A 25,937-nucleotide genomic window follows, 5' to 3' on the forward strand; every position below is an offset into this window, starting at 1 on the left:
ACAACGGGTCTGCTTGTCGAACATGTTATCGCTATCACGATGACGGCATCGACAGCAATGCCGCGTTTGACGACAGGAGACGATGGGTGACCGGCACGAGTTTCAGGACAATCGCGACCAGTCGCCGCGGCATGCTCCGCTGGATGGGTTCGGCATCGCTCGCGACTTTGACGTCCGGTCTGGCCCCCGGGCTGGCGAGCGCGGCGAAGGAGTTGCCCGTCTACCGCGATCCTCGCGCGCCCGTCGACCTGCGGGTCCGCGATCTCATGGCGCGGATGACGCTCGACGAGAAGGTGGCGCAGCTGATCACGCTGTCGACGACGAAGCGGCAGGTGATGGACGACGCGCTGCGCTTCGACCCGGCGCGTGCCGATACGGCCTATCCCAACGGTATCGGCCAGATCGCGCGGCCGTCCGACCGGGGCGGGGCCGCCACCGCAGCCAACACGGCTGCCGCCGTTACCGGCCGCTGGCGTGCGCCGGCGGATACGATCGCGTTCGTCAATGCGGCGCAGCGCTGGGCGACGACCCGCACGCGGCTGGGCATTCCGATCCTGTTCCACGAGGAGGCGCTGCACGGTTTCATGGCGCCGGAGGCGACTAGCTTCCCGCAGGCGATCGCGCTGGCGGGATCGTTCGACCGCGACCTCGTCCGCCGGGTCAACGCGGTGATCGCGCGCGAGGTGCGGGCGCACGGAACGGTGCTGGCGCTGTCGCCGGTCGTCGACATCGCCCGCGACCCGCGCTGGGGCCGAATCGAGGAAACGTTCGGCGAGGACCCCTATCTATGCGGGGAAATGGGCGTCGCAGCGGTGATCGGCCTGCAGGGCGAGGGCAAGACGCTGGCACCCGGCAAGGTGTTCGCGACGCTCAAGCACATGACCGGGCACGGTCAGCCCGAAAGCGGCGAGAATGTCGCCCCCGCGCCGATCGCCGAACGCGAACTGCGCGAGAATTTCTTCCCGCCGTTTCGCGCGGTCGTCGCGCGGACCGGGATCGGCGCGGTGATGCCGTCATACAACGAGATCGACGGTGTCCCGAGCCATGCCAATCACTGGCTGCTGAACGACGTGCTGCGCGGCGAATGGGGCTTCGACGGCGCGATCGTCAGTGATTATGCGGCGATCGGCGAACTCGCATCGCTCCACCACATCGCCGCGGACAAGGCTGAAGCGGCGCGCCTCGCGCTGGCGGCAGGGGTCGATTCGGACCTGCCGGACGGCGAGGCCTATCGCTCGCTCGCCGATCAGGTCCGCGGCGGTCGGGTGGCGATCGAGGCGGTCGATGCCGCGTGCCGGCGGATGCTGACGCTGAAGATGCGCTCGGGGATGTTCGAACAGGCGATCGTCGATCCGCAAGCGGCGGCGCGGATGACCGGCAATGCGGAGGCGCGCGCGCTGGCGCTCGAGGCGGCGCGGCGGTCGATCGCGCTGCTCGTCAACGACGGTGTCCTGCCGCTCAGCCCGGGCGCGCACAAGCGCGTCGCCGTGATCGGCCCGAACGCAGCCGTCGCGCGGCTTGGTGGCTATTCGTCGATCCCCAAGGCGACCGTGTCGCTGCTCGAGGGGGTTCGTGCGCGGTTGAAGGGCAAGGCCGACGTCGTGCACGCGCAGGGTGTCTTCATCACGCAGAGCGAGGACCGGTCCGCCAACGAAGTGCTGCTGGCCGATCCCGCGCGAAACCGGGACCTGATCGCCGAGGCGGTTACCGTCGCCAGCACCGCGGACGTCATCCTGCTCGCGGTCGGCGACACCGAGCAGACGAGCCGGGAGGGCTATGCCAAGACGCATCTCGGCGATCGCACCAGTCTCGACCTGCTCGGCGAGCAGAATGCGCTGTTCGCGGCGATGAAGGCGACGGGGAAGCCTGTGATCGTGGTCGCGATCAACGGCCGCCCGCCATCCTGGCCGAGCGTGACGGCGCAGGCCAATGCTGTGCTCGAATGCTGGTATGTCGGGCAGGAGGGGGGCACCGCGATCGCGGAGGCGCTGTTCGGGGACATCAACCCCGGTGCGAAGCTTCCGGTGACGGTCGCGCGGTCGACGGGGCAGCTGCCGGTCTTCTACGACGCCAAGCCCTCGGCGCGCCGCGGCTATCTGTTCGACACGACCGCGCCGCTCTTCCCGTTCGGCTTCGGGCTCAGCTACACCAAGTTCGAGATCGGTGCGCCGCGCCTGTCGTCCGCGAAGATCGGGATTGCGGGAAGTGTCACCGTCTCGGTCGACATCGCCAATGTCGGTGCGCGCGCGGGCGACGAGGTCGTCCAGCTCTATGTGCGCGATCAGGTATCGTCCGTCGCGCGGCCAATCCTCGAGCTCAAGGGCTTCGAACGCGTGACGCTGGCCCCCGGCGAGCGCCGGACGGTCCAGTTCACGCTCGGCCCGGACGCGTTCCGGTTCTTCGACATCACGATGCGCGAGGTGGTCGAGCCGGGTCTGTTCGACATTTCCGTTGGTGCCGACTCGACGCGCCTCAAGACCGTTACTCTCGAAATCGCCTGAAGGATCGTCATGCCCAGGATCGTCAATGCCCGCGTCATCGTGACATGCCCCGGGCGCAATTTCGTCACCCTCAAGATCGAGTGCGACGACGGCACCACCGGGCTCGGCGACGCGACGCTCAACGGTCGCGAACTCAGCGTCGCGAGCTATCTCAGCGATCATGTCGTGCCCTGCCTGATCGGTCGCGACGCGCATCGGATCGAGGACGTCTGGCAGTTTCTCTACAAGGGCGCCTATTGGCGGCGTGGCCCGGTGACGATGGCGGCGATCGCCGCGGTCGACACGGCTCTGTGGGACATCAAGGGCAAGCTGGCGGGAATGCCCGTCTATCAGCTGCTCGGCGGCGCCGCGCGCGACGCGTGCATGGTCTATGCGCACGCCAATGGCACGACGATCGAGGACACGATCGCGGTCGCGAAGGCGGAACAGGCCAAGGGCTACAAGGCGATCCGGCTGCAATGCGGCGTGCCCGGACTCGCCTCGACCTATGGCGTCGCCAAGCACGGTGCGCGCTATGAACCCGCCGACGCGGATCTGCCGAGCGAGAGCGTGTGGTCGACCGAGAAATACCTCCGCGTCGTCCCCGACCTGTTCAAGGCGGCGCGCGAGGCGATGGGCTGGGACGTCCACCTGCTCCACGATATTCATCACCGGCTCACGCCGATCGAGGCGGCGCGTCTCGGCAAGGCACTTGAACCCTATAACCTGTTCTGGATGGAGGATCCGACCCCCGCCGAAAACCAGGAGGCGTTCAAGCTGATCCGCCACCACACGACGACGCCGATCGCGGTGGGGGAGGTGTTCAATTCGATCTGGGACGCCAAGGACCTGATCGAGCACCAGCTGATCGACTATATCCGCGCCACCGTCGTGCATGCGGGCGGCATCACGCATCTGCGCCGGATCGCCGCGCTCGCCGACCTCTATCATATCCGGACCGGGTGCCACGGCGCGACCGACCTGTCCCCCGTGGCGATGGCGGCCGCGCTGCACTTCGGGCTCTCTGTCCCCAATTTCGGAATCCAGGAGCATATGCCGCACACGGACGAGACCGACGCGGTCTTTCCGCATGCCTATCGCTTCGACGCGGGCATGATGCATCCGGGGGAGGCGCCGGGCCTTGGCGTCGATATCGACGAGGCGCTGGCCGAAACCCATGACTATCGGCGCGCCTATCTTCCGGTCGCGCGGCTCGAAGACGGCACGCTGTGCAACTGGTGAGGGCCGACGGATCGAGCCCCGCCGACGTCGTAAAGCCGCGGGGCCGGGTTCGGTGGATCGTCTGCGCGCTGCTGTTCGCGGCGGTGGTGCTGAGCTATGTCGACCGTCTCGTCCTGCCGACGCTCAAGCCCGATCTGCAGCAACGCTATGGCTGGAGCGAGACGGGCTATGCTGACCTCGCCATCTGGTTTCAGGCGGCCTACGGGCTGAGCTATCTCGTCTTCGGCCGGCTCATCGACCGGCTCGGCGCGCGAATCGGGTACGCGCTGGCGGTGGCGCTGTGGACGCTCGGCCATGTCGGCCACGTCTTCTTCACCTCGACCAGCGGGATGATCCTTGCGCGGATTCCGCTCGCGCTCGGCGAGGCCGGGACCTTCCCCGCCGCGATCGCCGCGACCAACGAATGGTTCCCGCGGCGCGAGCGGGCGCTTGCGATCGGCATCTTCAACGCCGGGTCGAATGTCGGCGCGATCCTCACGCCGTTGCTGGTCCCGATCATCGCGGTGACGATGGGCTGGCGCTGGGCGTTCATCCTGACCGGGCTGCTCACGCTCGTCTGGCTGATCGTCTGGCTCGGCTTCTACCGCCGCCCCCGCGAGCATCCCCGGGTTACGGTCGAGGAGCTCGCCTATATCGAGAGCGAGCCGGTCGAACCCGGTCGGCCCGTCGCGTGGCGGACGCTGCTGCGGCAACGCCAGACCTGGGCCTATATCCTCGGGCGGTTCCTCATCGACCCGGTGTGGTGGACGTTCCTGTTCTGGCTGCCGGACTTCTTCAACCGGCAATATGGCGTGACGATGCTCGCCTTCGGCCCGCCGCTGATTGCGGTCTATCTGCTCGCCGATGTCGGGTCGGTGGGGGGCGGCTGGTTCTCGTCGCGGCTGATCGGGCGCGGCTACAGCGTCAATCGCGCGCGCAAGACCGCGATGTTCGCCTGCGCCCTGTGTGCGGTGCCGATCGCGTTCGCGACCCAGGTACCGAGCATGTGGTGGGCGGTGCTGATGATCGGCGTGGCCTGTGCCGGGCATCAGGGGTTCTCGGCCAATCTCTATGCGCTGCCGGGCGATTTGCTGCCGCGCTGGGCGACGGGGTCGGTGGTGGGGCTGGGGGGCCTTTCGGGCGCGATCGGAGGCATGCTGATGGCGAAGTTCGCGGGTCGCATCCTCGAGACCGTCGGCAGCTATCAGCCGATCTTCATCGTTGCGGCCTGCGCCTATCTCGTCGCGCTCGCCGTCATCCACCTCGTCGTGCCGCGCTATGCGCCGGTGGCCCCGGACCGCTTGGGATGATGCCGGCGGCGCGTGCTTCGCGGCCCGTCCGAACCCGCTAGACGTGGTGCTCGTGGCTTGCTGCGATCATCACCCGCGCGACCAGATCATAGGCGTCCTGCCAGGCCCGGTCGGTATCAGGATCGAAATCCGCGCCGGCGAAATGCGCGACGACATGGCGCAACGCGTCGCCGATAATGGCGTAGTGATGATCCTTGGCGCCATACGCGACATGGCGGCGGCCAAGCGCCCTCAGCTCAGGACGCATCGCCTCGAACGCGGTCAGCCCGGTGACGATCTTGGCGAGCGTCTGCATGAAGAGCCGGCCCTGGACTGTGCGGTCGTTCGTGAACAGCGCGCGGGATTCCGGGGCGAGCGCGAACACTCGGTCGTAGAAGATCGTCGAGGCTTCGTCCGCCGCGAACAGGATATGGACGAAGCTGTCGCGGACCAGATCGATCTGCCGCGGCGTCACCGGACGAGGTTCACCAGGATGCCGGTCGACCGGGGTGACCCGGAGATGGAGTATCCGGTGTACGGCTCGCCCGACGGCGATCGTGGCGATATGGCATAAATGCCTGTGACCTGTCGCATTCCGGCTCTCCCGACCCGCACGATTATGTACCGGTTTCAACAGCTTCACGATCGAGCGTCAATCCGCCATGTTGCACGCGTGTTACAATCGGCGCGAACCTCAAATCGTCGTACGGCGATCCCGGTGCGGCGGCTGTTTCGCCGCCAAGTGTCGCGCCGAGCTTGACTGTTCGGCAGGTAAAGGTAGCGCTATCGGATTGACTTGGAGGAGAGAAGCTTTGGATCGCGTACCGGCTCGGCCGTTTCGTTCGCGCGACTGGTTCGCCGACCCCGCCCGCTCGGACATGACGGCGCTCTATCTCGAACGCTTCATGAACTACGGGCTCACGCCTGCCGAGCTGCGCTGTGGCAAGCCGATCATCGGGATTGCGCAGACCGGCAGCGACCTGTCGCCCTGCAACCGCATCCATGTCGAGCTCGCCAAGCGAACGCGCGACGGCATCATTGCGGCGGGCGGGATCCCGATGGAATTTCCGACGATCCCGATCTTCGAGAATTGCCGCCGCCCGACCGCGGCGCTCGATCGTAACCTCGCCTATATGACGCTGGTCGAGACGCTGTACGGCTATCCGATCGACGCGGTCGTGCTGACCACCGGATGCGACAAGACGACCCCCGCGGGGATCATGGCGGTGTCGACCGTCGACATTCCCGCGATCGTCCTGTCGGGCGGGCCGATGCTCGACGGATGGCATGATGGCGAACTCGTCGGCTCGGGCACCGTGATCTGGCGCAGCCGCCGCAAGCTGGCCGCAGGCGAGATCGACGAGGAAGAGTTTCTGGCCCGCGCCACCGACAGCGCGCCATCGGCCGGACATTGCAACACGATGGGGACGGCGTCGACGATGAACGCGGTCGCGGAGGCTCTCGGCATGTCGCTGACCGGGTGCGCCGCGATCCCCGCGCCGTACCGCGAACGCGGCCAGATGGCGTTCGAGACCGGACGCCGGATCGTCGACATGGCGTATGAGGATCTTCGCCCGTCGAAGATCCTGACGCGCGAAGCCTTTCTGAACGCGATCCGCGTCGTCAGCGCGATCGGCGGATCGAGCAATGCGCAGCCGCACATCATGGCGATGGCGCAGCATGCCGGGGTCGCGCTCGACATGAGCGACTGGTCGACGCACGGCTATGACGTGCCGCTGATCGTCAACATGCAGCCGGCGGGCAAGTATCTCGGCGAGCGCTTCCACCGCGCGGGCGGGGTGCCTGCGGTAATGCATGAACTGGCCGAGTCGGGACTGCTCGACACGAGCTGCCTGACGATCACCGGGCAGAGCCTGGGCGACAATCTGACGGGGCGGGTGACGCGGGACCGGGAGATGATCCGCACCCTCGACGCCCCGTTGATGGAGCATGCCGGGTTCCTGGTGCTCAAGGGCAATCTGTTCGATCATGCGATCATGAAGACGTCGGTGATCTCCGACTCCTTCCGCGCGCGTTATCTGTCGACGCCAGGCGCCGAGAACCGGTTCGAGGCCCGCGCGGTCGTGTTCGACGGGTCGGACGATTATCACCACCGCATCAACGACCCCGCGCTGGGGATCGACGAGCGGTGCATCCTCGTGATCCGCGGATCCGGTCCGATCGGCTGGCCCGGATCGGCCGAGGTGGTCAACATGCAGCCGCCAGACGCCCTGATCCAGCAGGGGATCCTGACGTTGCCGACGTTGGGCGACGGACGCCAGTCGGGCACGTCGGACAGCCCGTCGATCCTCAACGTGTCGCCCGAAAGCGCGGTCGGTGGCGGACTCGCCTGGCTGCGCGACGGCGATATGATCCGGATCGATCTGGTCGCGGGGACCTGCGACGCGCTGGTGGATGCAGACGAGATCGCCCGTCGCAAGACCGAGCCCGCGCCGCCGATCCCGCCGAGCAACTCGCCCTGGGAGGAACTGTACCGTGAAAAGACGGGGCAGCTGGCGCAGGGCGGGGTGCTGGACTTCGCGGTGAAGTATCGCGGGATTGCCGCGAAGACGCCGCGGCACAATCACTAGGCGCCGAGCGCGCCACGGACAGGCCGAAATGGGGCGGGCGGGAGGAACACCTCCCGCCCGCCCTTTTTCATGGTCCGGCTCAGCCGGTCATGTCTTCGAGTTCGCGACCCCGGGTCTCGGTGACCGCGGCGCGGACGAAGAAGAACGAGACGAGCGCGGCGATCGCATAGCCGAGATAGGTGAAGGCCAGCCCCGGCGAGAGGACGAGTGAGGGGAAGCTGACCGAGATCAGCGCATTGGCGATCCACTGCGCGAACCCCGCGACGGCGAGCGCCGAACCGCGGATCTGCGTCGGGAACATCTCGCCCAGCATCACCCACATCACCGGCCCCCAACTGACGTTGAAGAAGATCACGTAGAGATTCGCGGCGACGAGGGCGATCAGCCCGGTATTGCCGGGCAGCGTGACGCCGACGCCCGAGACGGCGGGCACGGCATTCGAGAAGGCCCAGGCGACGATGCCGAGCGTGACGGTCATGCCGGCCGAGCCGACCAGCAGCAGCGGCTTGCGCCCGATCCGGTCGATCAGCGTGATCGTCAGGAGGCAGGCACCGATCGACAGGACGCCCGACAGGATGTTGATCTGAAGCGCATTGTCCTCGGTAAAGCCGACCGCTTCCCAAAGCGTCGCGCCGTAATAGAACACGACGTTGATGCCGACGAGCTGCTGGAACACCGCCAGACCAATACCCGCCCAGAGGATCGGACGGATCTTGCCGGTGGTCTTGTCGACCAGATCGGACAGCCGTGGCTTGTGGTGATCGACCGCGAGCGAAGAGCGGATCTCGGCCACCTTGCGGCGGGCCTCGGCCGCGCCGAACAGGCGGGTCAGCACCACCTCGGCGCGGGCGTCATGACCCTTCACGACGAGATAGCGCGGGCTTTCCGGGATGAAGAACAGCGCGACGAAATAAATCGTCGCGGGGATCACCTGGAGCCAGAACATCCAGCGCCAGGCCTGATACCCGAGCCAGAACTCGGCGGTCGAGCCGCCGGCGAAACGGGCGAGCGCGAAATTCGCGACGAACGCGCCGGTCAGGCCCGAGATGATCATGACCTGCTGGATGCTGGTCAGTCGTCCGCGGATATTGGCCGGTGCGACTTCCGAAATATAGACCGGCGAGGTGACGCTGGCGGCGCCGACGCCGAATCCGCCGATGATCCGCGCGATGATGAACAGCAGCGACGAGTTCGCCGCCCCCGCTGCGAGCGCACTGACGATGAACAGGATTGCGGCCAGCATCATCGTGTTGCGACGGCCGATCACGTCGGATAGGCGGCCCGCCGCGAATGCGCCGACCGACGATCCGACCAGGATCGCGCCGACATTGATGCCGATGCCCAGTCTACCGAGGTCGAACGCCGCCTCGATCCCCTTTTGCGTGCCGTTGATCACGCCCGAATCATATCCGAACATGAAGCCCCCGATCGTCGCCACCGCGACGATGAGGGCGATCAGCGCGCTGTTGACGCCCCCCGTATCGGTGGGTGAGCCCGTGGCCCTGGCTGTAGCCGTGCCGTTCATTAGTGACGTCCTTCCTGATGGTGCACGCTCTGTTGGCGTGTTCAAGGTCTAGAGATTAAAGGTCCAAGCTGACCGGCATGACGGGAATGCCGCCAATGTCGGTCCGGAACGTGAAGATGTCGCCCGCGAGCGGTTGCGAGGCGAGGCGCTCTGCCGACAGTCCCTGTCGCGCGGTCGTCGCAAAGGCGGTGCGACCATCGTCGCCGCCCAGCGCGATCTTGGTGACGTTCGAGACGGGAAAGCGCACTTCGTCGGTCATCGTGCCATCGGGCGCGAACCGTCGCGCCGCCCAGCCGCCGTAAAAGCCGACCCACACGCCACCGCCGGCATCGCAGATCGCGCCGTCGGGATAGCCTTTGCTCGCGTCGAACTTAAGGAAGGGGCGACCCGCGCCGATCGTGCCGTCGAGACCGATCGGATGCGCGGCGATCGACAGGCCCAGCGTATCGACCAGATAGGCGGTGCGCCCGTCGGGCGAGATGGCGGGGCCGTTGGTGATGACGACGGGCGGTACGGCAGTCCTGCTGACGGCGCCGCGGTGCCACTGGTAGATATGGCCGGTCGGGTGGACTTCCCTGTTGTCCATCGACCCGAACCAGATCCTGCCGGCGGGATCGACCGCTGCGTCGTTGAGGCGGTTGTCGGGCAGGCCCGCCTCGATGCCGTTCATCAGCGTGAAGCTGCCGTCGCGCGGATCGAAGCGGTGGAGGCCCTTGGCGAGCCCGGCGACCCACAGGCCGTCCTGCGCGGGCAGGATCCAGCCGACATGCGATGGCGCGTCGAAGCGATCGAGCGCATGCGACGCGGGATCATATCGATAGACGCACGGCGCCTTGATATCGACGAACCACAGCGCCTTGTCGCGCGCCGACCAGACCGGTCCTTCACCGAGCTCGGCGCCGACCGAGGCGAGCAGGCGGGCTTCGCTATCCATGGTTCAGCGCCAGCCCGCATCGATGAAATAATCGTGTCCGGTGCACATGCGCGCATCGTCCGACGCGAGGAACAGCACGAGTGCTGCGACGTCGATCGGCTGGATCCGGCCGTCGAGACACTGGGCGGCGACGATCTCGGCCTCCCCCTCGGGCGTGTACCATTTTTCCTGGCGCGGTGTCTGGACATTGCCCGGGACGATCGTGTTGACGCGGATGCCGTCGCGGCCGAGGTCGCGCGCGAGGCCGCGGGTCAGACCCTCGATCGCCGCCTTGCACGTCTGGTACAGGACCAGGTCGGGCAGCGCGAGATGCCAGCTGATCGAGCCGAAGTTGAGGATCGTGCCGCCGCCGGCGCGCTTCATCGCAGGGACGACGGCCTGGGCTGCGAAAAACTGGTGTCGCAGATTGACGTTCAGCCGCTCGTCCCAATAAGCGGGCGTGACCTCGTCGACGCCGTGCCGGTCGTCATTGCCCGCATTGTTGATCAGGATGTCGATCCCGCCGAGCGCCTGCTCGAGCGCGCCGAACACCGTCTTCAGCTGATCGATGTCGGTCAGGTCGCAGCGATGATAGATCGGCGCATGCGCCGCATCGACCGCGAGGCGCTCGAGCAGTGCCTGGCTGGGTTCGTCGGCGACGTCGACGAACGCGACGCGCGCACCCTGGGCGACGAACGCCTCGACCAGACCCGCGCCGATGCCCGAGCCTCCACCGGTCACGAGGACCCGCTTGCCGGCGAGACTGGGATAGATGGCACGGCCTTCACCGGCGCTGGTCTGCTGCAACACGGGAGTCTCCGTCTGATCGTAGGTCATGCGTCGAGAAGGTTGCGGCGCGCGAGATTGGCCATCAGGCCGCCGATGCCCAGCGTCCATGCGGGCGCATCGCGCGAGGTCGTGACACGGTTGACGAGCGCGCCAAGCTTCGGGTTCGAGATGGTGACGACGTCGCCCATCTTGTGCGTGAAGCCGCGGCCGGGTTCGTCGCGGTCCTTGGTGGGGGCGAACAGCGTGCCGAGGAACAGGACGAAGCCGTCCGGGTAATGATGCTCGCTCATCGCCTGCGTGACGAGATCGGTCGGGTCGCGGCTGATCTCGCGCATCGAGCTATGTCCGTCGAGCACATAGCCGTCCTCGCCCTCGATCTTGAGCGTCACGTCGCTCGCGCGGACGTCGTCGAGCGAGAAGCCGTCGTCGAACAGCCGGATGAACGGCCCGATCGAGCAGGACGCGTTATTGTCCTTGGCCTTGCTCAGAAGCAGCGCGGAACGGCCCTCGAAATCGCGCAAATTGACGTCGTTGCCGAGCGTCGCGCCGACGATCGCGCCGTCTGCATCGACCAGCAGCACGACTTCGGGTTCGGGGTTGTTCCACGTCGAATCGGACCGGATCCCGATCGGGCCACCCCAGCCCACGGTCGAGAGCGTCGGGCTCTTGGTGAAGATCTCCGCATCGGGGCCGATCGCGACCTCGAGATATTGCGACCACATCCCGTCCTCGATCAGCGCCGCCTTGAGCGCCGCCGCCTCGGCGGAGCCCGGCACGACCGAACGGACGCTGCCGCCGATCCGCGCCTCGAGTCGGCCGCGGACTTCGACCGCCTTGGAGGCATCGCCCCGGGCACGCTCCTCGATGACGCGCTCGATCGCGGACACCGCGAACGTCACGCCGGCGGCCTTGACGCATTGCAGGTCGATCGGGCTCAGCAGGCGCGCAGGCGCATCGACCGCCGCGGACAGGTCGAGCGATTCGAACGTGCCCAGCGACTGGCCGGCTGCCGTGTCGAACGTGCCGCCCGCGACGAGCGCCGACACGGTCGGCGCGACGCGGGACATGTCGAAGACTTCACCGCGGCTGACCAATATCGGCGTGGGGCCGTCGCCGAGATCAACTCGGCCAAGCAGCAGCGCGTTGCGCCAGTCCGCAGGCAACGCCGACAGGACCGGCGCGGCGATATGCGACATCAATTTCCCTCTCCACTCATGTTACCGCTATCGTATAGGCCATTGCCCGATCGTCAAGAGACGCGGACGAGATTGATCGTACAATAGGCTGCCCCGCTTCGGGACGCGCGGCGCGCCGTGGCCAGCAAGCGACGGACTTGTCCCGTTGAGACGCGATCGCGCTTGCCATTCGCGGGCCCGTGCCTACCGTGAGGATATGGAAAATATCGCATCGCCGCTCGATCTGCTCACCTCGCTCAAGATCGCCTTTGTCGAGCGTGACGAGGCCGCAGACGCCTTTGACGTGTTCAAGCAGGACGCGATCATGGCGCATGAACCGTCGCCCGCCGACGCGCCGGCGATCAGCAGCGACGACGCCGCCGATGCTGCGGCGGGTGAGGTCGATGCGTTCGACGCGGAGGTCCGTGGGCTGCTGGCCGCAGCGTCGGATGCCGATGTAATTGCCGCCTATCGCGCGACGGAGGGTGAGGTCGGCGACCCCGCCGCCGAAGCGCTGCTCGGCGAGATCCGGCGGCGTCAACTGACCGCCTGATCCGTTGCGGCGGCGCGCTCGACGCGCAAGGGCCGCCGCCGCGTGACGATCACTTCGCCGCGACCGCCTTCGCCACGACACCGCGGTGCATGACGAAATCGACGTGCGTGAGCCGGTTCACGTCGTCGAGCGGGGACCCCCGCACCGCGATGATGTCCGCGGTCTTGCCGGGCGCGAGCGTGCCGATATCGTCCCGCCCAAGCAGATCCGCCGCGCCGCTCGTCGCTGCGGCGATGGCTTGTGCCGGGGTAAGGCCGTTCTGCACGAGCAGCGCGAATTCGGTCGCATTGTCGCCGTGCTTCGACACGCCGGTATCCGTCCCGAAGGCGACCTTGACGCCGGCCGCATAGGCGCGGCGATGGCTGGCGGCCATTGCCGCGGCGGCGGACTCCGCCTTGACGATAGTGGCCGGGGGCAGGGCGCCGCCGCGTGCCTGCGCCAGTGCCGCGACCGGTGCGATCTCGGTCGGCACCAGATAGGCGCCCCTGGTCTTGAAGAGGCGGATCGTCTCGTCGTCGAGAAACGTGCCGTGTTCGATCGAATCGACCCCCGCCTCGAGCGCGGCGCGGGTTCCCTCGGTCGCGTGGCTGTGTGCCGCGACCTTGCGGCCGAGCATGTGCGCGGTGTCGATGATCGCGCGCATCTCGTCCGCGGTCATCGCCCGGCCCAGGCCGCCGCTGACGTTCGACAGCACGCCGCCGGTCGCCGCGAACTTGATGACACGCGCACCGAGCGCAACCTGCGCCCGAACCGCGCGGCGGCAGTCGTCGGGCCCGTTGCAGACATTGACCTCGCGACCGTGCACCATATCGGCGAATTCCTCGGCGAGGCCGTTGCCGCCATCGCCGTGCCCGCCGGTGACCGAGATCATCTCGCCGGCATTGGTGATGCTCGGCCCTTCGATCGCGCCCGCGTCGATCGCGTCACGCAAGGCACGGATACCGCGCGGATCGCCGCCAAGGTCGCGGACCGAGGTGAACCCTGCGGCGAGCGTCTGCCGCGCATTGGCGACCGCGGTCATCTCGTCATCGAACCGGTCGCGGGTCATTGCCTCGAGCCGCGCGCGCATCGGGTCGCCGCCGATGCCCCAGAGATGGACATGCATGTCGACCATGCCCGGCATCACGAACGCGGTGCGCAGGTCGACGAGTGTCGCGCCCGCCTCCGGCGCCACGAACCCGTCACGCAGCGCGACGATCTTGCCGTCGCGGACGATGATCGTGGTCGCGCCGCGCGGCGCCTGGCCTGGCCGATCGAGCAGCGTGCCGGCCTGGATATAGGTCACAACCGGTGGCGCCGTTTGCGCGTCGGCCGGAATCGCGGTCGCAGCGGCCAGCGCGACCAGTATCGCGGTTTTCATGTGTCTCTCCCCTTTTGTGCATGCTTGCCGATCCGCGACCTCCGGGCAAGCGTCGATGCGTGACGAAGACCGTCCGCCAACACCTGCTCAAAGCTGCACTTGAGAACCAATAGCAATACGTGATAGTGCGGCATCCGTGATCTGGGGGGCTGAAGGCAGATGATGATCGTTCGAGACTGCGCGCAATGACGCTGCGCCGCGTGCTGTTCCAGATGCACTGGTTTCTGGGGATTACCGCGGGGTTCGTGCTCGCACTGATGGGCGTGACCGGCGCCGCGATGGCGTTCGAGGACGAGATCATGGCGGCGCTCAGCCCGGGGGTGGTGACCCTCGCACCGCTGCCAAGTGGGGCGGGCGATGCGGCAAGGCTGTCGCCCGATGCTCTGGTCCGGGCCGCATCCGCGCAGCGCGACGGCAAGCGGGTGCAGGACCTGACGATCGCGCGCGATCCCACGCTCGCAGCGCAGGTTCGCTTCGCCGCGAAGAAGGGCCAGCGCGGTGGCGAGCGCAGCTATATCGATCCGCGGACCGGCCGGTTGCTCGGCACCGCCACGGGCGCGGGGGTGTTTCGCACGATCGAGAATCTGCATCGCTGGCTCGCGCTGCCGGGCGGACGCAACGGCATCGGCAGCCAGCTGACCGGTCTGTCCGCGCTGGCGCTCGTCTTCTTCGCGGTATCGGGGCTGTATCTGCGCTGGCCGCGCCACCCGCTCGACTGGCGCGCCTGGTTCGTGCTCGATCTGCGCAAGACCGGGCGCAACCTGTACCGTGCGCTTCATGCGGTGATCGGCGGCTGGGTGCTCGTCTTCTACCTGCTGAGTGCGGCGACCGGCCTCTGGTGGTCTTATGACTGGTATCAGCGGGGTGCGCGGTACATGCTGACCGGTACGACCGAACGCCCGGAACGCGGCGGGCGTGAAGGGCGCGCGCCGGGTGGTCGTCGCGGCGACCGGGGTGAGGTGGCGGAAGAGTCGCGACCGATCGCTCCGGCCTGGGCGGGGTTCCAGCGAAGTGAGGGCGCGCGTTTCGACCGGGTGACAATCACGGTCCCGCAGGGCGCGGCACCGGTGACGATGCGGATGGTGCCGATCGGCGCGCGGTCCGACCGGATGACCGACGAACTCCGCTTCGATGCGCGGAGCGGCGCGCTGACCAAGACGAAGCGCTATGCCGATCGCGGCGTTGGCGAGACGATCGCGACCAGCATCTATCCGCTCCACACGGGGGCATTCTTCGGTCTGCCCGGACGAATCGCGCTGTTCCTGACGAGCTTGACGATGCCGCTGTTCACGGTCACCGGCCTGCTGCTGTATCTCGGCCGCCGGCGGACCAAGCGGGCGCTGGCGGCGGTCGCGGTTCCTGCCTCGGCCGACAACGGGGGGGCGGACCGACCCGGCGTGCTGGTCGTCCACGCGTCGCAGACCGGCACTGCCGAGCGTCTCGCACGCCTCAGCGCTGCGGCGTTCCCGGATGCTGCGATCCAGCCGCTGGCGACGGTGTCGCCGGCGGATCTCCGCGATGCCGGCACCGTCTTGTTCGTCGTGGCGACCTATGGCGAGGGCGATGCGCCGGACACCGCCCGGGCGTTCGAGCGCCGCGTCATGGCCGCGCCGGCCGATCTCGACGGGGTCCGCTACGCGGTGCTGGCGCTGGGGGACCGCGAATATCCCGACTATTGCGCCTTTGGTCAGCGCGTCGACGCGTGGCTGCATGCGAGTGGGGCGCAGCGCCTGTTCGACCGGATCGAGCTCGATGCGGCCGATGCGGACGGCGAACGCCAGTGGCAGCAACAGCTTCACGCGATTGGTGCGGATCCGGCGCAGCCCGACTGGCAGCCGGCGGACTATGCCGCTTGGCCGCTGGTCGCACGAACATGGCTCAATCCCGACAGCCCGGGCGCGCCTATGTACCGGGTCGAACTCGGCATCCCCGCGGGCACGCGCTGGGCACCGGGCGCGATCGCCGAGATCGAGCCGCGTCACGATCCGGCCCGCGTCGCGCGGCTCCTGGCCGATTGCGGGATCGTCGATGACGGCCGGGTCGCGGCTGGACTCGCCAAGGCGACGCTGCCCGATCCGGCGACGTTCGAAGCCGGGGGGCGGGATCCGTTGGCGCTGCCGCCGCTTGCGCATCGTGAATATTCGGTCGCGTCGCTGCCGGTGTCGGGCCGTGTCGAGCTGCTCGTGCGGCAATGTCCCGCAGCCGATGGCGGGCTCGGCATCGGTTCGGGGTGGCTGACGGAAGTGGCGTCTATCGGTGATCCTATTGCCATTCGGCTTCGCGCCAATCCGGGGTTTGCGACACCGATGGATCCGGCGACCCCGCTCGTGCTGATCGGCAACGGGACGGGCCTCGCCGGGTTGATGGCGCATCTGCGCGAGCGGGCGCGGACCGGCGGCGCGCCCGCCTGGCTCCTGTATGGCGAGCGCAGCAGCGCATACGACCGTCCGCTCGCCGCCGAACTCGATGCGCTGCAGGCCGCGGGTACGCTCGAGCGGATCGACCGCGCCTTCTCGCGCGATGCGGGCTGCGGACGCTACGTCCAGGCGCTGGTCGCGGAACAGGCCGCCCGGATGCTCGACTGGGCGGACCGGGGGGCGGCTATCTATGTCTGCGGCAGTCTCGTCGGAATGGCGGGCGCGGTGGATGCCGAACTCCGGATCATCCTCGGCGACGACCGGGTCGAGGCGATGAGCGAGGCCGGGCTGTACCGCCGCGACATCTACTGATCGCCGTCGACCTCAGCGCCGGTTCCTATCGGGAACTCAGTCGACATCCCCGTGTCCGTGGCCGACGGTGATGCGTGCGCCCGTATCGGCGCCCGCATTGCCGCCCTCCCACCAATAGGCCTGGCGATTGCGCGTGCCGGTGACCGTCTCGTTCAGCGTCGCGGCATCATAAAGGCGGCCGCCGAGCATCACCTGCGCAACCTTGTCGCTGTTGCGGATGTCGCTTGTCGGGTCGGCGGTCAGCACGACCAGATCGGCGAGCTTGCCGGGTTCGAGCGAACCGACGTCCTTGGCGTATCCCAGCGATCGTGCCGATTCGATCGTGCCCGCACGCAGCGCCTCGATTGGGCTGAACCCGCCCCGGACGAAGCTCCACAGCTCCCAATGCGCGCCAAGCCCCGGCTGCTGGCCGTGCGCGCCGATCGCCACGGGCACGCCCTTGACCGCGAGCTTGCGCGCCTCGCGCGCGGTCGCGCCATCGACATAATCCTCCTCGGGCGCGATCTCGCGCCGCGCATTCTGCGCTGCGAGCAGTGCCGGCGGCGCATGGCGGGCGAGCAGCGGATGCCGCCACACGTCGCTGTGCGCGCGCCAATAGGGATCGCCCGCCGGCCCGCCATAGGCGACCACGAGCGTCGGCGTGTAGCCGACCGTCGTCTGCGACCAGAGATCGACCACATCCGCATAGAAATGCTCGAGCGGGACATTGTGCTCGACCGTGGAATTGCCGTCCTGCACCAGGCTCATGTCGAGCGTGAAGAGCGAGCCGCCCTCGGGCACGACTTCCATGCCTTCAGCCTGCGCGGCCGCCACGACCATCTGGCGCTGCTCGCGGCGTGGCTGGTTGTAGTTCTTCACGCTGCGCGCACCCTGCGCCTTGAGGCGACGGACGACGGCGAGCGCGTCCTCATAGGTGTCGATCTGCGCATAGACGTCGGGCGCCTTCGCGCCATAGACGATCTCGCCGGTCGAGAAGATGCGCGGCGCGAGCAGCATGCCGGCCTGCTGCATCTCGGCCGCCGGGAAGATTTCGGCGGAGCGCGACGACGGATCGTGGATCGTCGTGGTGCCGAGCGCGAGGTTCGCCATCGCCGACCAGTTCTGCTGAGGGACGATCTCGTCCTCGCCCTGCGGACCATGCGCATGCGCGTCGACCAGCCCGGGGATGACCGTCTTGCCCGCCAGGTCGACGGTCTTCGCGCCTGCGGGAATGGCGATAGTACCACGTGGCCCGACCGCGACGATGCGGTCGCCGCGGATCAGGATCGTGGCGTCGTCGATGATCCCGCCATCGGCCTTCGCCATCGTCACGACACGTGCGCCGGTCAGCGCCACCGTCGCGTCAGGCTTGGCGGCGGCGATGTCCATCGACAGCGAGGTGCCGGTGCGCGGCGCGACGAACTTAGGCGCGTCCTCACCCTTCGGCGTCGGCACCGCGCGGAACAGCGCCGCGGTCTCGGCCGTGAAAAGCGTCGGGCCCGCGCTCCAGTGGATCTGTCGGCCGTCGTTCGACCAGTTGATGAAGTCGGCGCCGTCGCCGCTGACGCGGGTGACGGGCAGGGGGCCGCCCTTGGCATCGGTCTCGACCGCCTGGCGTCCCGGCATCAGCGGCATCACGAACGCCTCGTAATTCTGACGGAAGGCGACGTAATCGCCCTGCGGTGCGATCTGATAGTCGTTGACCAGTTCGCCCGAGGCATGGACGCGGCGGTCCTGTCCGTTGAGATCGGTGCTGATCAGCTGGCGCTTGTCCTTCTCGGTCGCCATCAGGAAGACGCGGTCGTTCGCCGCGCCGAATTGCGGGCCGCTCGCATCCTTGGCGATCCGCACCGGCGCACCGCCGCTGGCGGCGACGCGGTAGGCCCCGGCGTCGGGATTGCCCCGCGCCGCGGTCAGCCCGCCGCCCGGGCCCTGTTCGAACACGATCGTGCGGGCGTCGGGCGAGAAGCGCGGGCGACGATAATGGCCGGCGACGGTCGTGACGGTGCGGGGCGAGCCGCCGCCTGCCGCGATCGTCCGGATCTGGCCGAGCCCCGCATCCGTCCAGCCGACGAAGACGATCTGGCGGCCGTCGCGCGACCAGCTCGGGAACAGCTCGAATTCGTCCGCGCCGCGCGTCAGCCGGGTCGCGGTGCCGCCCGCAACGGGCTTGGTCCAGAGCTTGCCGAGCGTCTCGAACACGACGGTGCGGCCATCGGGCGACACACTGGCCCAGCGCGGCATCTTCGTCGCGAACCGGTCGGGTGCGACTGCGACCTGCGGATGGACCGCATCGACGATGACGCGCGTATCGTCGATGCGGAACGGGATCACCGCCGCGCCCGAGCCGTCGGGGGCCACCCGGCGCAGCTTGCCCCCCGCCCAGAAGACGATCGCCGTGTCGCCCGGCGTCCAGGCCATGTCGGGATAGACCCCGGTAACGGCCCATGTCTCCTGCACGTCGCGGTCGAGCGGACCATAGATCATCCGTTCGACGCCGGTCGCGAAGTCCTTCACCCATAATTTGGTGACGTTGTTCTCGCGCCGGACAAAGGCGATCCGCTTGCCGTCGCGCGACGGGGTCGGCCGGACCGAGCCGCCAACCCCGGAGACCGCGGTGCTGACCTCGCCGCTGTCGACGTCATAGCGTTCGATATCGAACAGGTCGGTGCGCGAATTCTGCGCATATTCGAAGATCGGGCCGGGCGAGATGTTGCGCGTGTAGAAGATGCTCTTGCCATCGGGCGCGTAGATCGGCTCGCCCAGTTCCTTCTGCAGCACCTCGCTCGCGCGCTTGACGAGCTGGACGCCGCCGCCACCCGAGACGTGATAAAGCCAGATCTCGCCCGTGCCGAGCGAGCGGCCGGTCGTGAAATGCTTCTTCGCGGCGATGAACCGGCCGTCCGGGCTCCAGCTCGGCTGGTTGAGCAGGCGGAAATCCTCGTTCGTCACCTGGCGCTTGTCGCTGCCGTCGACGTTCATCACCCAGATATTGTCGCCACCGCCGCGGTCCGACGTGAAGGCGATGCGGCGGCCGTCGGGCGAGAAGCGCGGCTGATGCTCGAACGCCAGCCCCTCGGCGATGCGTCGCGGCGTGCCGCCCGTGATCGGCATGGTGTAGAGGTCGCCGAGCAGATCGAAGGCGATCAGCCGGCCGTCGGGCGAGACGTCGACGTTCATCCAGCTGCCCTCGTCGACATGCAGGGCGACCTCGCGCGTCTTCAGTCCGCGCGGCTGCATGACGTCCCAGACCGGCGGCTTGGCGGACGATTTCGATGTGGCAGCCGACGCATTGGCGGGCACGGCGGCAGTGACCGGGGCTGCGGCGACGGGCTGGGGCGACGGATTGGGGTCGGCGCGGGTCGTCGCGGGGGTGGGCGCCGTCGCCTGATTCTCGGGCGCCTGGGTCCGTTCGACGGGCTTGGCGGCTGGTGGCGGCGTGGTCTGTGCGGACAGTTCGGTGGCGACGAGGCAGAGTGCGATGGCGGTCAGTGCGCGGTGCTTCATGGTGTAGAGATCTCCCCTTGTGCGGCAGGGTCTAACCGATTGATCGCGATCGTCACTCGCAAATCTCTTTTATCGGGTCGCTTATTGTCCTGTCGTCGCCGCTCCGCTTTGTACCGGTCTCGGACGTGATCTTCGCCGGTCGCGAGTGGATGGAAGGCGAGAGCACGTCACGCCGGGTCTAGAGCGTCGCGTCACAAGCAAGTTTCTCCGCTTTGCTTGCGCTTTTGGCGCGTTGACCGACGACCGATAGCAATGACCCCAGCGGATACTATTCCATGGCGGACGGACTCGCAACGGAAGCGGAATGGTGCGGCCTGAGGAACGCAAAGTCCTGTCATTGATACCGATTGAGACCGTTACGACACAAAATCCATACCGCGTGTCATTTCTGAAATTATTGGTATTGTTTTGATATTTGGGACGTGACAGCATGTGCCTGTCCGAGGGTCCGGATGGTAATGCCGAACAAGGTCAGCAAGGTCACGGGGCGACAGATCCCGATGAAAGCGCGTCCTGTTGTTCATCGAACGCTTCCGAACAGGGTCGGCAGCAATCGATACGATGCATCACTATCCATGTGACCCGATCGGCAACATGGGGGGTGATAGAATGGTGCTGTTCAAAGGGTTTCTGACTACGACATGTTGCGTCGCGGCGTTGTTTGCGATGCCGGCTCAGGCGCAGGCCCAGGCGTCGGATACAGGCGCGCCCGATGGTGCGCAGGAAAGCCAGACCGCGATCGGCGATCCCGTCGCCTCCGCCAAGCTCGCCGCAGATGCAGACCGCACCGGCGATCGGCGGGAAGCGTCGGACATCGTCGTGACCGGCACGCGCATCACGCGGCCGAACAACCGGTCTGCCGCACCGATCGTGACGACGACCGCCGCAGAAATCGCGGCACAGGGCGCGACGACGATCGAGGAGGTGCTGAACCGCCTGCCGCAGGTGCAGGTGAACTCGGAACAAAATTTCAGCGATTCCGAAGGTCGTCAGCGCATCAAGCTGCGCAGCCTGGGCTATGAGCGCACGCTGACGCTGATCGACGGTCTCCGCATGGGACTGGCCAACACGGTCGACGTCGGGATCATCCCCAACGCGCTGGTCGAGCGAATCGACGTGCTGACCGGCGGTGCCTCGTCCGTTTACGGATCCGACGCGGTGTCGGGCGTCGTCAACTTCGTGCTGAAGAAGAACTTCGAAGGCATCCGGCTCGACGCGAACTACAGCTTCTACAATCACGACAATGGCAGCAACGCGGTCACCGAGGCGGCAGGTCGCGCGGGTTTCGCCGCCAAGCGCGGATTGACCAATGACGGTGGTCGTTCGGATGTCAGCCTGGCGGCGGGCACCAATCTGTTCAACGACCGGGTGAACCTCACCGGGTTCATCAATTACCGCCAGTCCAACCCGATCGAGCTGGTCGATCGCTCCTATTCGGTCTGCGAGGCGGTCCAGCCGACCAATACCTCGCCGCTCGGCTGTTCGCGTGCGAGCTTCACGCCCGCCGGTACGATCATTCCGCAGTCGGGCCCGCGCGCCGGGCAGATCCTGGTCAACAATCCCAACGGCAACGGGACCTTCATCCCGATCAACAGCGGGCCGCAGGGCTCGTCGGCCAACCCCTATGACAATTGGGCGGTCCAGCGCGCGTTTAACCGCGTCAACCTTGGCGGTTTCCTGACCGCCAAGATCAGCGATGACATCGAGCTGTACGGCAACGGGCTGTTCTACCGCGACAAGTCCTACAACACCCAGCTCAATCGCACCTTCAACTTCGGTGCGTACGGCTCGGACCCGTTCCGCGTGAATTGCGACAACGCGTTCCTGTCGGCCTCGCAGGCACAGGATCTGTGCGGTGCCAACGCCGGTGTCGCCGGACAATATGCGCCGATCGACGTCCGCTATCGCTTTGACGGCCTGCCACTGGTGCGGCAGCGCTTCACCAATGAAGGCTATCGTATCGTCGCAGGGCTGCGCGGGCGCGGATTTGACGACGTGTGGTCCTACGATGTCGCGGGCATGATCTCACGCGCGCGCCTCGACACCATCGACGTTCCGTTCGCGCGCTTCGACAACATCAACCGTTCGCTCGACGTCGTCCGCGTCAACGGCACGCCGACCTGTCGTTCGGTCGTCAACGGGACCGATCCCTCCTGCGTGCCGTTCAACGCGTTCGCGCCGTTCAACCAGGATACGGCGCTCAACCAGTATCTCTACGGTGGCGCGACCGGCGGGATCAGCACGCGCATTCCGCGCCTGTTGCAGTTCGTCGGCACCGTCAGCGGCGATTTGGGCCGATACGGCATTACCTCGCCGCTTGCGGACCAGGGCATCGCGATCGCGCTGGGCGCGGAATATCGCGAGGAGATGGAACGCACGATCGTCAACGAGGTCTTCCAGCAGAATAACGGTGGCGAGAACCAGCGCTTCACGCAAAGCATCCTCGAAGCCAATGCCGAGGTGCAGGCACCGCTGATCGAACATCGCCGGTTTGCGGAGCTGCTGCAGGTCAACGCCGGCTACCGCGTGTCGCAATATAATCGGCTCGCCGGCAAGTTCGATACCTGGAAGGTCGAGGGGCTCTGGTCGCCGGTGGCGGACATCACGCTCCGCGCCTCCTACAACAAGTCCCAGGCCGCACCGGGTGTCAGCACCGCGCAGGGGGCCGCCAACATCTTTTGGAACCAGGGCTTCTATGCCGATCCCTGCGCACCGCGGATCGATCCGTCGAACCCCAACGGCGCGCGACTGGCGCCGTCAGCGACGCTGCAGCAATGCCGCAACACCGGCCTTGCCGACAATCTCTATGGCAGTGCCTCGCTGATCTGCCCTGACGATCGGTGCACCGTGCGCGAGGGCGGGTTCAATCTGACGCCCGAAAGCGCTTTTACCAAGACGTTCGGCGTCGTGCTGCGCCCACGCTTCATACCCGGCCTGACGGTGTCGATCGACCGCTGGCTGATCGATCTGAAGGACCAGCTCGACTTCCTCCAGCCGCAGAACATCATCGGCGAGTGTCTTGCGACCGGGAACGACTATTTCTGCCGCGGCATCGTCCGTAATCCCGGCACCGGCACGCTCTCGAGCTCGCCTGCGACCAGTCCGTCGACCGGCTGGGTGGCGCGCGGTTCGGCCAATGGCTACAAGTCGCAGTCGCATGGCTGGGATTTCCAGGGGCAGTATAATGTCGGCCTGGGCGGCGTCGGCCGGCTCGACATGAGCTTCAACGGGACGCTGATGACCCGCGTCGGCTCGCAATCGTCGCCGACGATCGAACCGCGCAACTGCGTGGGATATTTCGGCAATCTCTGCGGCGAGAGCATGCCGCGCTGGAAGCACCAGCTCCGCACCACCTGGACCGCGCCCGACAGCACGACCAGCCTGTCGGTCAACTGGCGCCACCGCGGCGCGATGCCGCTCGACATCTATGCGCCCGAGGATACCGGCATTCCCGCCCAAGACGCGAGCGCCCGGCGCGATCAATATCCGGGTGTCGGTTCGTACAACTGGATCGACGTCGCGCTCAGCTTCGACATCAACAAGCAGATGACGTTCCGGCTGGCCGCCAACAACATCTTCGACCGCGATCCGCCGCTCATCCCGGACAGCCGTTCGCGGATCGGTCTGCTGCGTGGCAATACCGTGATGGGGTATGACCTGCTCGGCCGGCAGCTCGTGGCGGGTGTCTCGCTGCGGCTGTAACGCGACCGACTGATGTGATCGCCGGGGTCCGGATCGGGACCCCGGCGATTTTTCGAAATGCGCTACGGTCTGCGAACGCCGGATTTTAGCAGCCTTTAACGTCCTAGCTCCGTCGCTCCCGCTGGCGACAGCAAAGCGGCGGCGGCGGGCTGTTCGGGGGTTGCGAACGCCCCTTTGGCGACCGGCAGCAGCATCCTGCGCGCTTCATCTCGAAGGTCGCGGGCGATCAGCTCCTCACCGAGTTTCAGTCTTGGACCGGGCGCGGCGGGCGCAGACTGGATAATCTTGTACAGCCCCTCCACCGCGACATCCGGGGCCTGCTCGCCCGCCGTTGCAAAGCTGTCGTGATACGCGATCAGCGCAAGGCTGCTCTCCGGGTCCAGGCGGTTGGCCCTGACGATGAAACGTCTCGCGTCCGCAAGCCGCTGCCGACGTTCGGCCGCTGGAGTGCGCATGGCCAGTTGCGTCAGCGCCGTGCCTTTCCACACCAGCGCGCGCGTTTCCGTCGGTGACTGTGCAATCGCCCTCTCAGCGGCTTCAAGACAGGCTTCGGGATTGCCGGTGCGGCATTCGGCCTCGGCCAGGAGCAGATGGTTTTCGGTCAGGGTGGGGAAGCGGGTCGCGTTGTCGCGAAGCCGGTCGATCCATGCGGAGCGTCGCGCGAGCGCCTTCTCACGGTCGGGGCCGGCGTCGGGCACCTCGATCCGCGCGCCAAGTTCAAGCCGGCCACGGATCAGCCCGGCCTCCGCGCGGGTCAGACGTCGGATGCTAGGTTCCGGCGCGCGATTGGCCGGAAAGGCCATCTTCTCAGCCTGTAATTTGCGGCCTCGGTAGGCGGTCACTGCGCTTTGAAACTGGCTCGGATCGCCAAGGGCGCTCGCGGCGGTCGGCAAGTCGTCACCCCGTGCCAGGGCGTTCAGATAGTCGTGGAGCCGCGGCTTCCACTCCTCGGAGAAATACAGGAGGTGGACCAGCCGCCATGCGTGATAGGGCGTCCAGGCCCTACCCTTGCCCGAGAGATAACGCCCGTCGAGGATGTGCGTGACCGGATATAGACCGTAATGATGCATGACCTTCGCGTAGCCAGGCGGGGGGTGGCCATATTCGACGAAGTCGTCGCCGGCTTCCATCGTCGCGAACAATTCTCCGAACCCCTGCAGATACCAGCGCGGATACGCTGCCGGAAAATAGGTCATCAGGTAGTTCTGGGCGAAGGCGGCATAAACCCTGGATTCCGCCCATTGGCAAAAGGCAATCTCGTTCACTGGAAGCTGTTCGAGAATCTGGTTCACGTCGTACGTCGGCTGTCCGGTCGCCGTCACCCTGGGGCTCACGTAATAATCAACGATTGGAGGGTTTCTGTCCCGCCCGCGCGTGCAATTGCGGTTCGTCTTGCGGCCAACCGATGGCTGAAGAACCAGGTTCACGCCCTCCTCGGTCGTTGCGAGCACCGACCCTTCATCACGCGGATCATAGTAGATCGTCTTTTCGAACGCCTGCGGGAAGGGACCATATTGCCAGCGCAGGTCGGTCAGTCGAAGCTGTTCGAACGCTGCGACATCGCCGATCATCGTCACGGCGATCTTGATCGTCTCGTCAGGCTGATCCACCCGGCCATGCAGGACCGAGAGCAGGAAGTGCAGCTTTTCGAGATTGTGGGCGGTGCGCCGCAACGCAGTTTCATCGCCCTGACTGAAAACGACGACGTGCGGCGTTTCCGCCATTCGCCACTCGCTCAGCTCCACCTTCGTCTCGCGGTTTCGGTTACCCGTGACGACGATGGTCGAGTCGCCATTCTTCACCGGTGCCGCAAGCTGCGCCTGCGCCGGGACGCTGACGGCCACACCCAGGATCAAGAGCAACCACCGCTTCATTTGTTTGAAGCCCCGCATCACCTCAAGCATTCAGATGTGCATCAAGCGCCTGACCGAACCCGAAATCAAGTCATTCCGAGCCCTAGGTACCGCTACAGACGATCTTCAGGCGCCGTCTGTAAGAATGTTTGCTTCCCATCCCATTATGGACCTCCGGGATCACCCGTTGCCCCGAAAGTGGCTCCGATTTGATTGCGCTGTCTATGAACCGATTGGGGTTTCCGGGGATGCGAACACGCCAGAAGAGGGG

General features: G+C 66.8%; 15 protein-coding genes. 7 read left to right on the top strand and 8 right to left on the bottom strand.

The features are described 5' to 3' along the window. Positions 1-131 precede the first annotated feature (131 nt). The 3 genes from C8J24_RS14195 to C8J24_RS14205 are packed head-to-tail and all read left to right on the top strand — an operon-like array spanning position 132 to position 5,011. Positions 132-2,501, top strand: a complete 2,370-nt coding sequence (locus C8J24_RS14195) for a glycoside hydrolase family 3 N-terminal domain-containing protein (protein ID WP_107933354.1) — start codon at positions 132-134, stop codon at positions 2,499-2,501. 9 nt (positions 2,502-2,510) lie between these two features. Further along, the gene (gene manD, locus C8J24_RS14200) at positions 2,511-3,722 is read left to right on the top strand and encodes a D-mannonate dehydratase ManD (RefSeq protein ID WP_107933356.1); all 1,212 of its coding nucleotides are present in this window, start codon (positions 2,511-2,513) and stop codon (positions 3,720-3,722) included. Next, positions 3,710-5,011: an MFS transporter gene (locus C8J24_RS14205; RefSeq protein ID WP_244180737.1), complete on the top strand. Its 1,302-nt coding sequence runs from the start codon at positions 3,710-3,712 to the stop codon at positions 5,009-5,011. The genes manD and C8J24_RS14205 overlap by 13 nt, the downstream gene beginning before the upstream one ends. A 37-nt stretch (positions 5,012-5,048) precedes the next feature. Here C8J24_RS14205 and C8J24_RS14210 read toward each other — a convergent pair whose 3' ends face one another. Next, entirely contained in the window at positions 5,049-5,465 is a 417-nt protein-coding gene (locus tag C8J24_RS14210; protein WP_056675741.1) for a globin domain-containing protein, read from the bottom strand. Between the two features lie 337 nt (positions 5,466-5,802). Between C8J24_RS14210 and C8J24_RS14215 the strand changes: the two genes are divergently transcribed. Beyond that, positions 5,803-7,581, top strand: coding sequence for an IlvD/Edd family dehydratase (locus tag C8J24_RS14215; RefSeq protein WP_056407987.1), 1,779 nt, complete (start codon positions 5,803-5,805; stop codon positions 7,579-7,581). Positions 7,582-7,660: 79 nt separating this feature from the next. Here the strand turns inward: C8J24_RS14215 and C8J24_RS14220 are convergent, their stop codons facing one another. Genes C8J24_RS14220 through C8J24_RS14235 form a run of 4 tightly spaced genes read right to left on the bottom strand, consistent with a single transcriptional unit; the run spans position 7,661 to position 12,004 of the window. After that, positions 7,661-9,106: a sugar porter family MFS transporter gene (locus C8J24_RS14220; protein ID WP_107933360.1), complete on the bottom strand. Its 1,446-nt coding sequence runs from the start codon at positions 9,104-9,106 to the stop codon at positions 7,661-7,663. 55 nt (positions 9,107-9,161) lie between these two features. Then, positions 9,162-10,040: an SMP-30/gluconolactonase/LRE family protein gene (locus C8J24_RS14225; RefSeq protein WP_107933362.1), complete on the bottom strand. Its 879-nt coding sequence runs from the start codon at positions 10,038-10,040 to the stop codon at positions 9,162-9,164. 3 nt (positions 10,041-10,043) lie between these two features. Beyond that, positions 10,044-10,829, bottom strand: coding sequence for a D-xylose 1-dehydrogenase (gene xylB, locus C8J24_RS14230; protein ID WP_244180739.1), 786 nt, complete (start codon positions 10,827-10,829; stop codon positions 10,044-10,046). Between the two features lie 23 nt (positions 10,830-10,852). After that, the gene (locus tag C8J24_RS14235; protein WP_107933364.1) at positions 10,853-12,004 is read right to left on the bottom strand and encodes a fumarylacetoacetate hydrolase family protein; all 1,152 of its coding nucleotides are present in this window, start codon (positions 12,002-12,004) and stop codon (positions 10,853-10,855) included. Positions 12,005-12,200: 196 nt separating this feature from the next. Between C8J24_RS14235 and C8J24_RS14240 the strand changes: the two genes are divergently transcribed. Then, positions 12,201-12,536: a hypothetical protein gene (locus C8J24_RS14240; RefSeq protein ID WP_107933366.1), complete on the top strand. Its 336-nt coding sequence runs from the start codon at positions 12,201-12,203 to the stop codon at positions 12,534-12,536. Positions 12,537-12,585: 49 nt separating this feature from the next. Here the strand turns inward: C8J24_RS14240 and C8J24_RS14245 are convergent, their stop codons facing one another. After that, the gene (locus C8J24_RS14245; RefSeq protein WP_107933368.1) at positions 12,586-13,896 is read right to left on the bottom strand and encodes a metal-dependent hydrolase family protein; all 1,311 of its coding nucleotides are present in this window, start codon (positions 13,894-13,896) and stop codon (positions 12,586-12,588) included. 185 nt (positions 13,897-14,081) lie between these two features. Between C8J24_RS14245 and C8J24_RS14250 the strand changes: the two genes are divergently transcribed. After that, positions 14,082-16,625, top strand: a complete 2,544-nt coding sequence (locus C8J24_RS14250; protein ID WP_107933370.1) for a PepSY domain-containing protein — start codon at positions 14,082-14,084, stop codon at positions 16,623-16,625. 36 nt (positions 16,626-16,661) lie between these two features. On the opposite strand, the gene C8J24_RS14255 is transcribed toward C8J24_RS14250, so the two are convergent. Continuing rightward, positions 16,662-20,111 carry an amidohydrolase family protein gene (locus tag C8J24_RS14255; protein WP_107933372.1) on the bottom strand — a complete coding sequence of 1,150 codons (3,450 nt, stop codon included), beginning with the start codon at positions 20,109-20,111 and terminating at the stop codon, positions 16,662-16,664. A gap of 609 nt (positions 20,112-20,720) precedes the next feature. Here C8J24_RS14255 and C8J24_RS14260 point away from each other — a divergent pair. Then, positions 20,721-23,813: a TonB-dependent receptor plug domain-containing protein gene (locus tag C8J24_RS14260; protein WP_244180741.1), complete on the top strand. Its 3,093-nt coding sequence runs from the start codon at positions 20,721-20,723 to the stop codon at positions 23,811-23,813. A gap of 95 nt (positions 23,814-23,908) precedes the next feature. On the opposite strand, the gene C8J24_RS14265 is transcribed toward C8J24_RS14260, so the two are convergent. Continuing rightward, a complete protein-coding gene (locus tag C8J24_RS14265; protein WP_107933374.1) occupies positions 23,909-25,717 on the bottom strand; it encodes a tetratricopeptide repeat protein in 1,809 nt (602 codons plus the stop codon). Positions 25,718-25,937 lie beyond the last annotated feature (220 nt).

It is taken from the genome of Sphingomonas aerolata (assembly GCF_003046295.1).
Lineage (GTDB): Bacteria > Pseudomonadota > Alphaproteobacteria > Sphingomonadales > Sphingomonadaceae > Sphingomonas > Sphingomonas aerolata.

Coding starts and splice junctions, on each gene's coding strand:
- C8J24_RS14245 (WP_107933368.1), bottom strand. CDS start 13,896: ATGAAAACCGCGATACTGGTCGCGCTGGCCGCTGCGACCGCGATTCCG.
- C8J24_RS14220 (WP_107933360.1), bottom strand. CDS start 9,106: ATGAACGGCACGGCTACAGCCAGGGCCACGGGCTCACCCACCGATACG.
- C8J24_RS14225 (WP_107933362.1), bottom strand. CDS start 10,040: ATGGATAGCGAAGCCCGCCTGCTCGCCTCGGTCGGCGCCGAGCTCGGT.
- C8J24_RS14240 (WP_107933366.1), top strand. CDS start 12,201: ATGGAAAATATCGCATCGCCGCTCGATCTGCTCACCTCGCTCAAGATC.
- C8J24_RS14255 (WP_107933372.1), bottom strand. CDS start 20,111: ATGAAGCACCGCGCACTGACCGCCATCGCACTCTGCCTCGTCGCCACC.
- C8J24_RS14195 (WP_107933354.1), top strand. CDS start 132: ATGCTCCGCTGGATGGGTTCGGCATCGCTCGCGACTTTGACGTCCGGT.
- C8J24_RS14235 (WP_107933364.1), bottom strand. CDS start 12,004: ATGTCGCATATCGCCGCGCCGGTCCTGTCGGCGTTGCCTGCGGACTGG.
- C8J24_RS14260 (WP_244180741.1), top strand. CDS start 20,721: ATGGTGCTGTTCAAAGGGTTTCTGACTACGACATGTTGCGTCGCGGCG.
- C8J24_RS14265 (WP_107933374.1), bottom strand. CDS start 25,717: ATGCTTGAGGTGATGCGGGGCTTCAAACAAATGAAGCGGTGGTTGCTC.
- manD (WP_107933356.1), top strand. CDS start 2,511: ATGCCCAGGATCGTCAATGCCCGCGTCATCGTGACATGCCCCGGGCGC.
- C8J24_RS14250 (WP_107933370.1), top strand. CDS start 14,082: ATGACGCTGCGCCGCGTGCTGTTCCAGATGCACTGGTTTCTGGGGATT.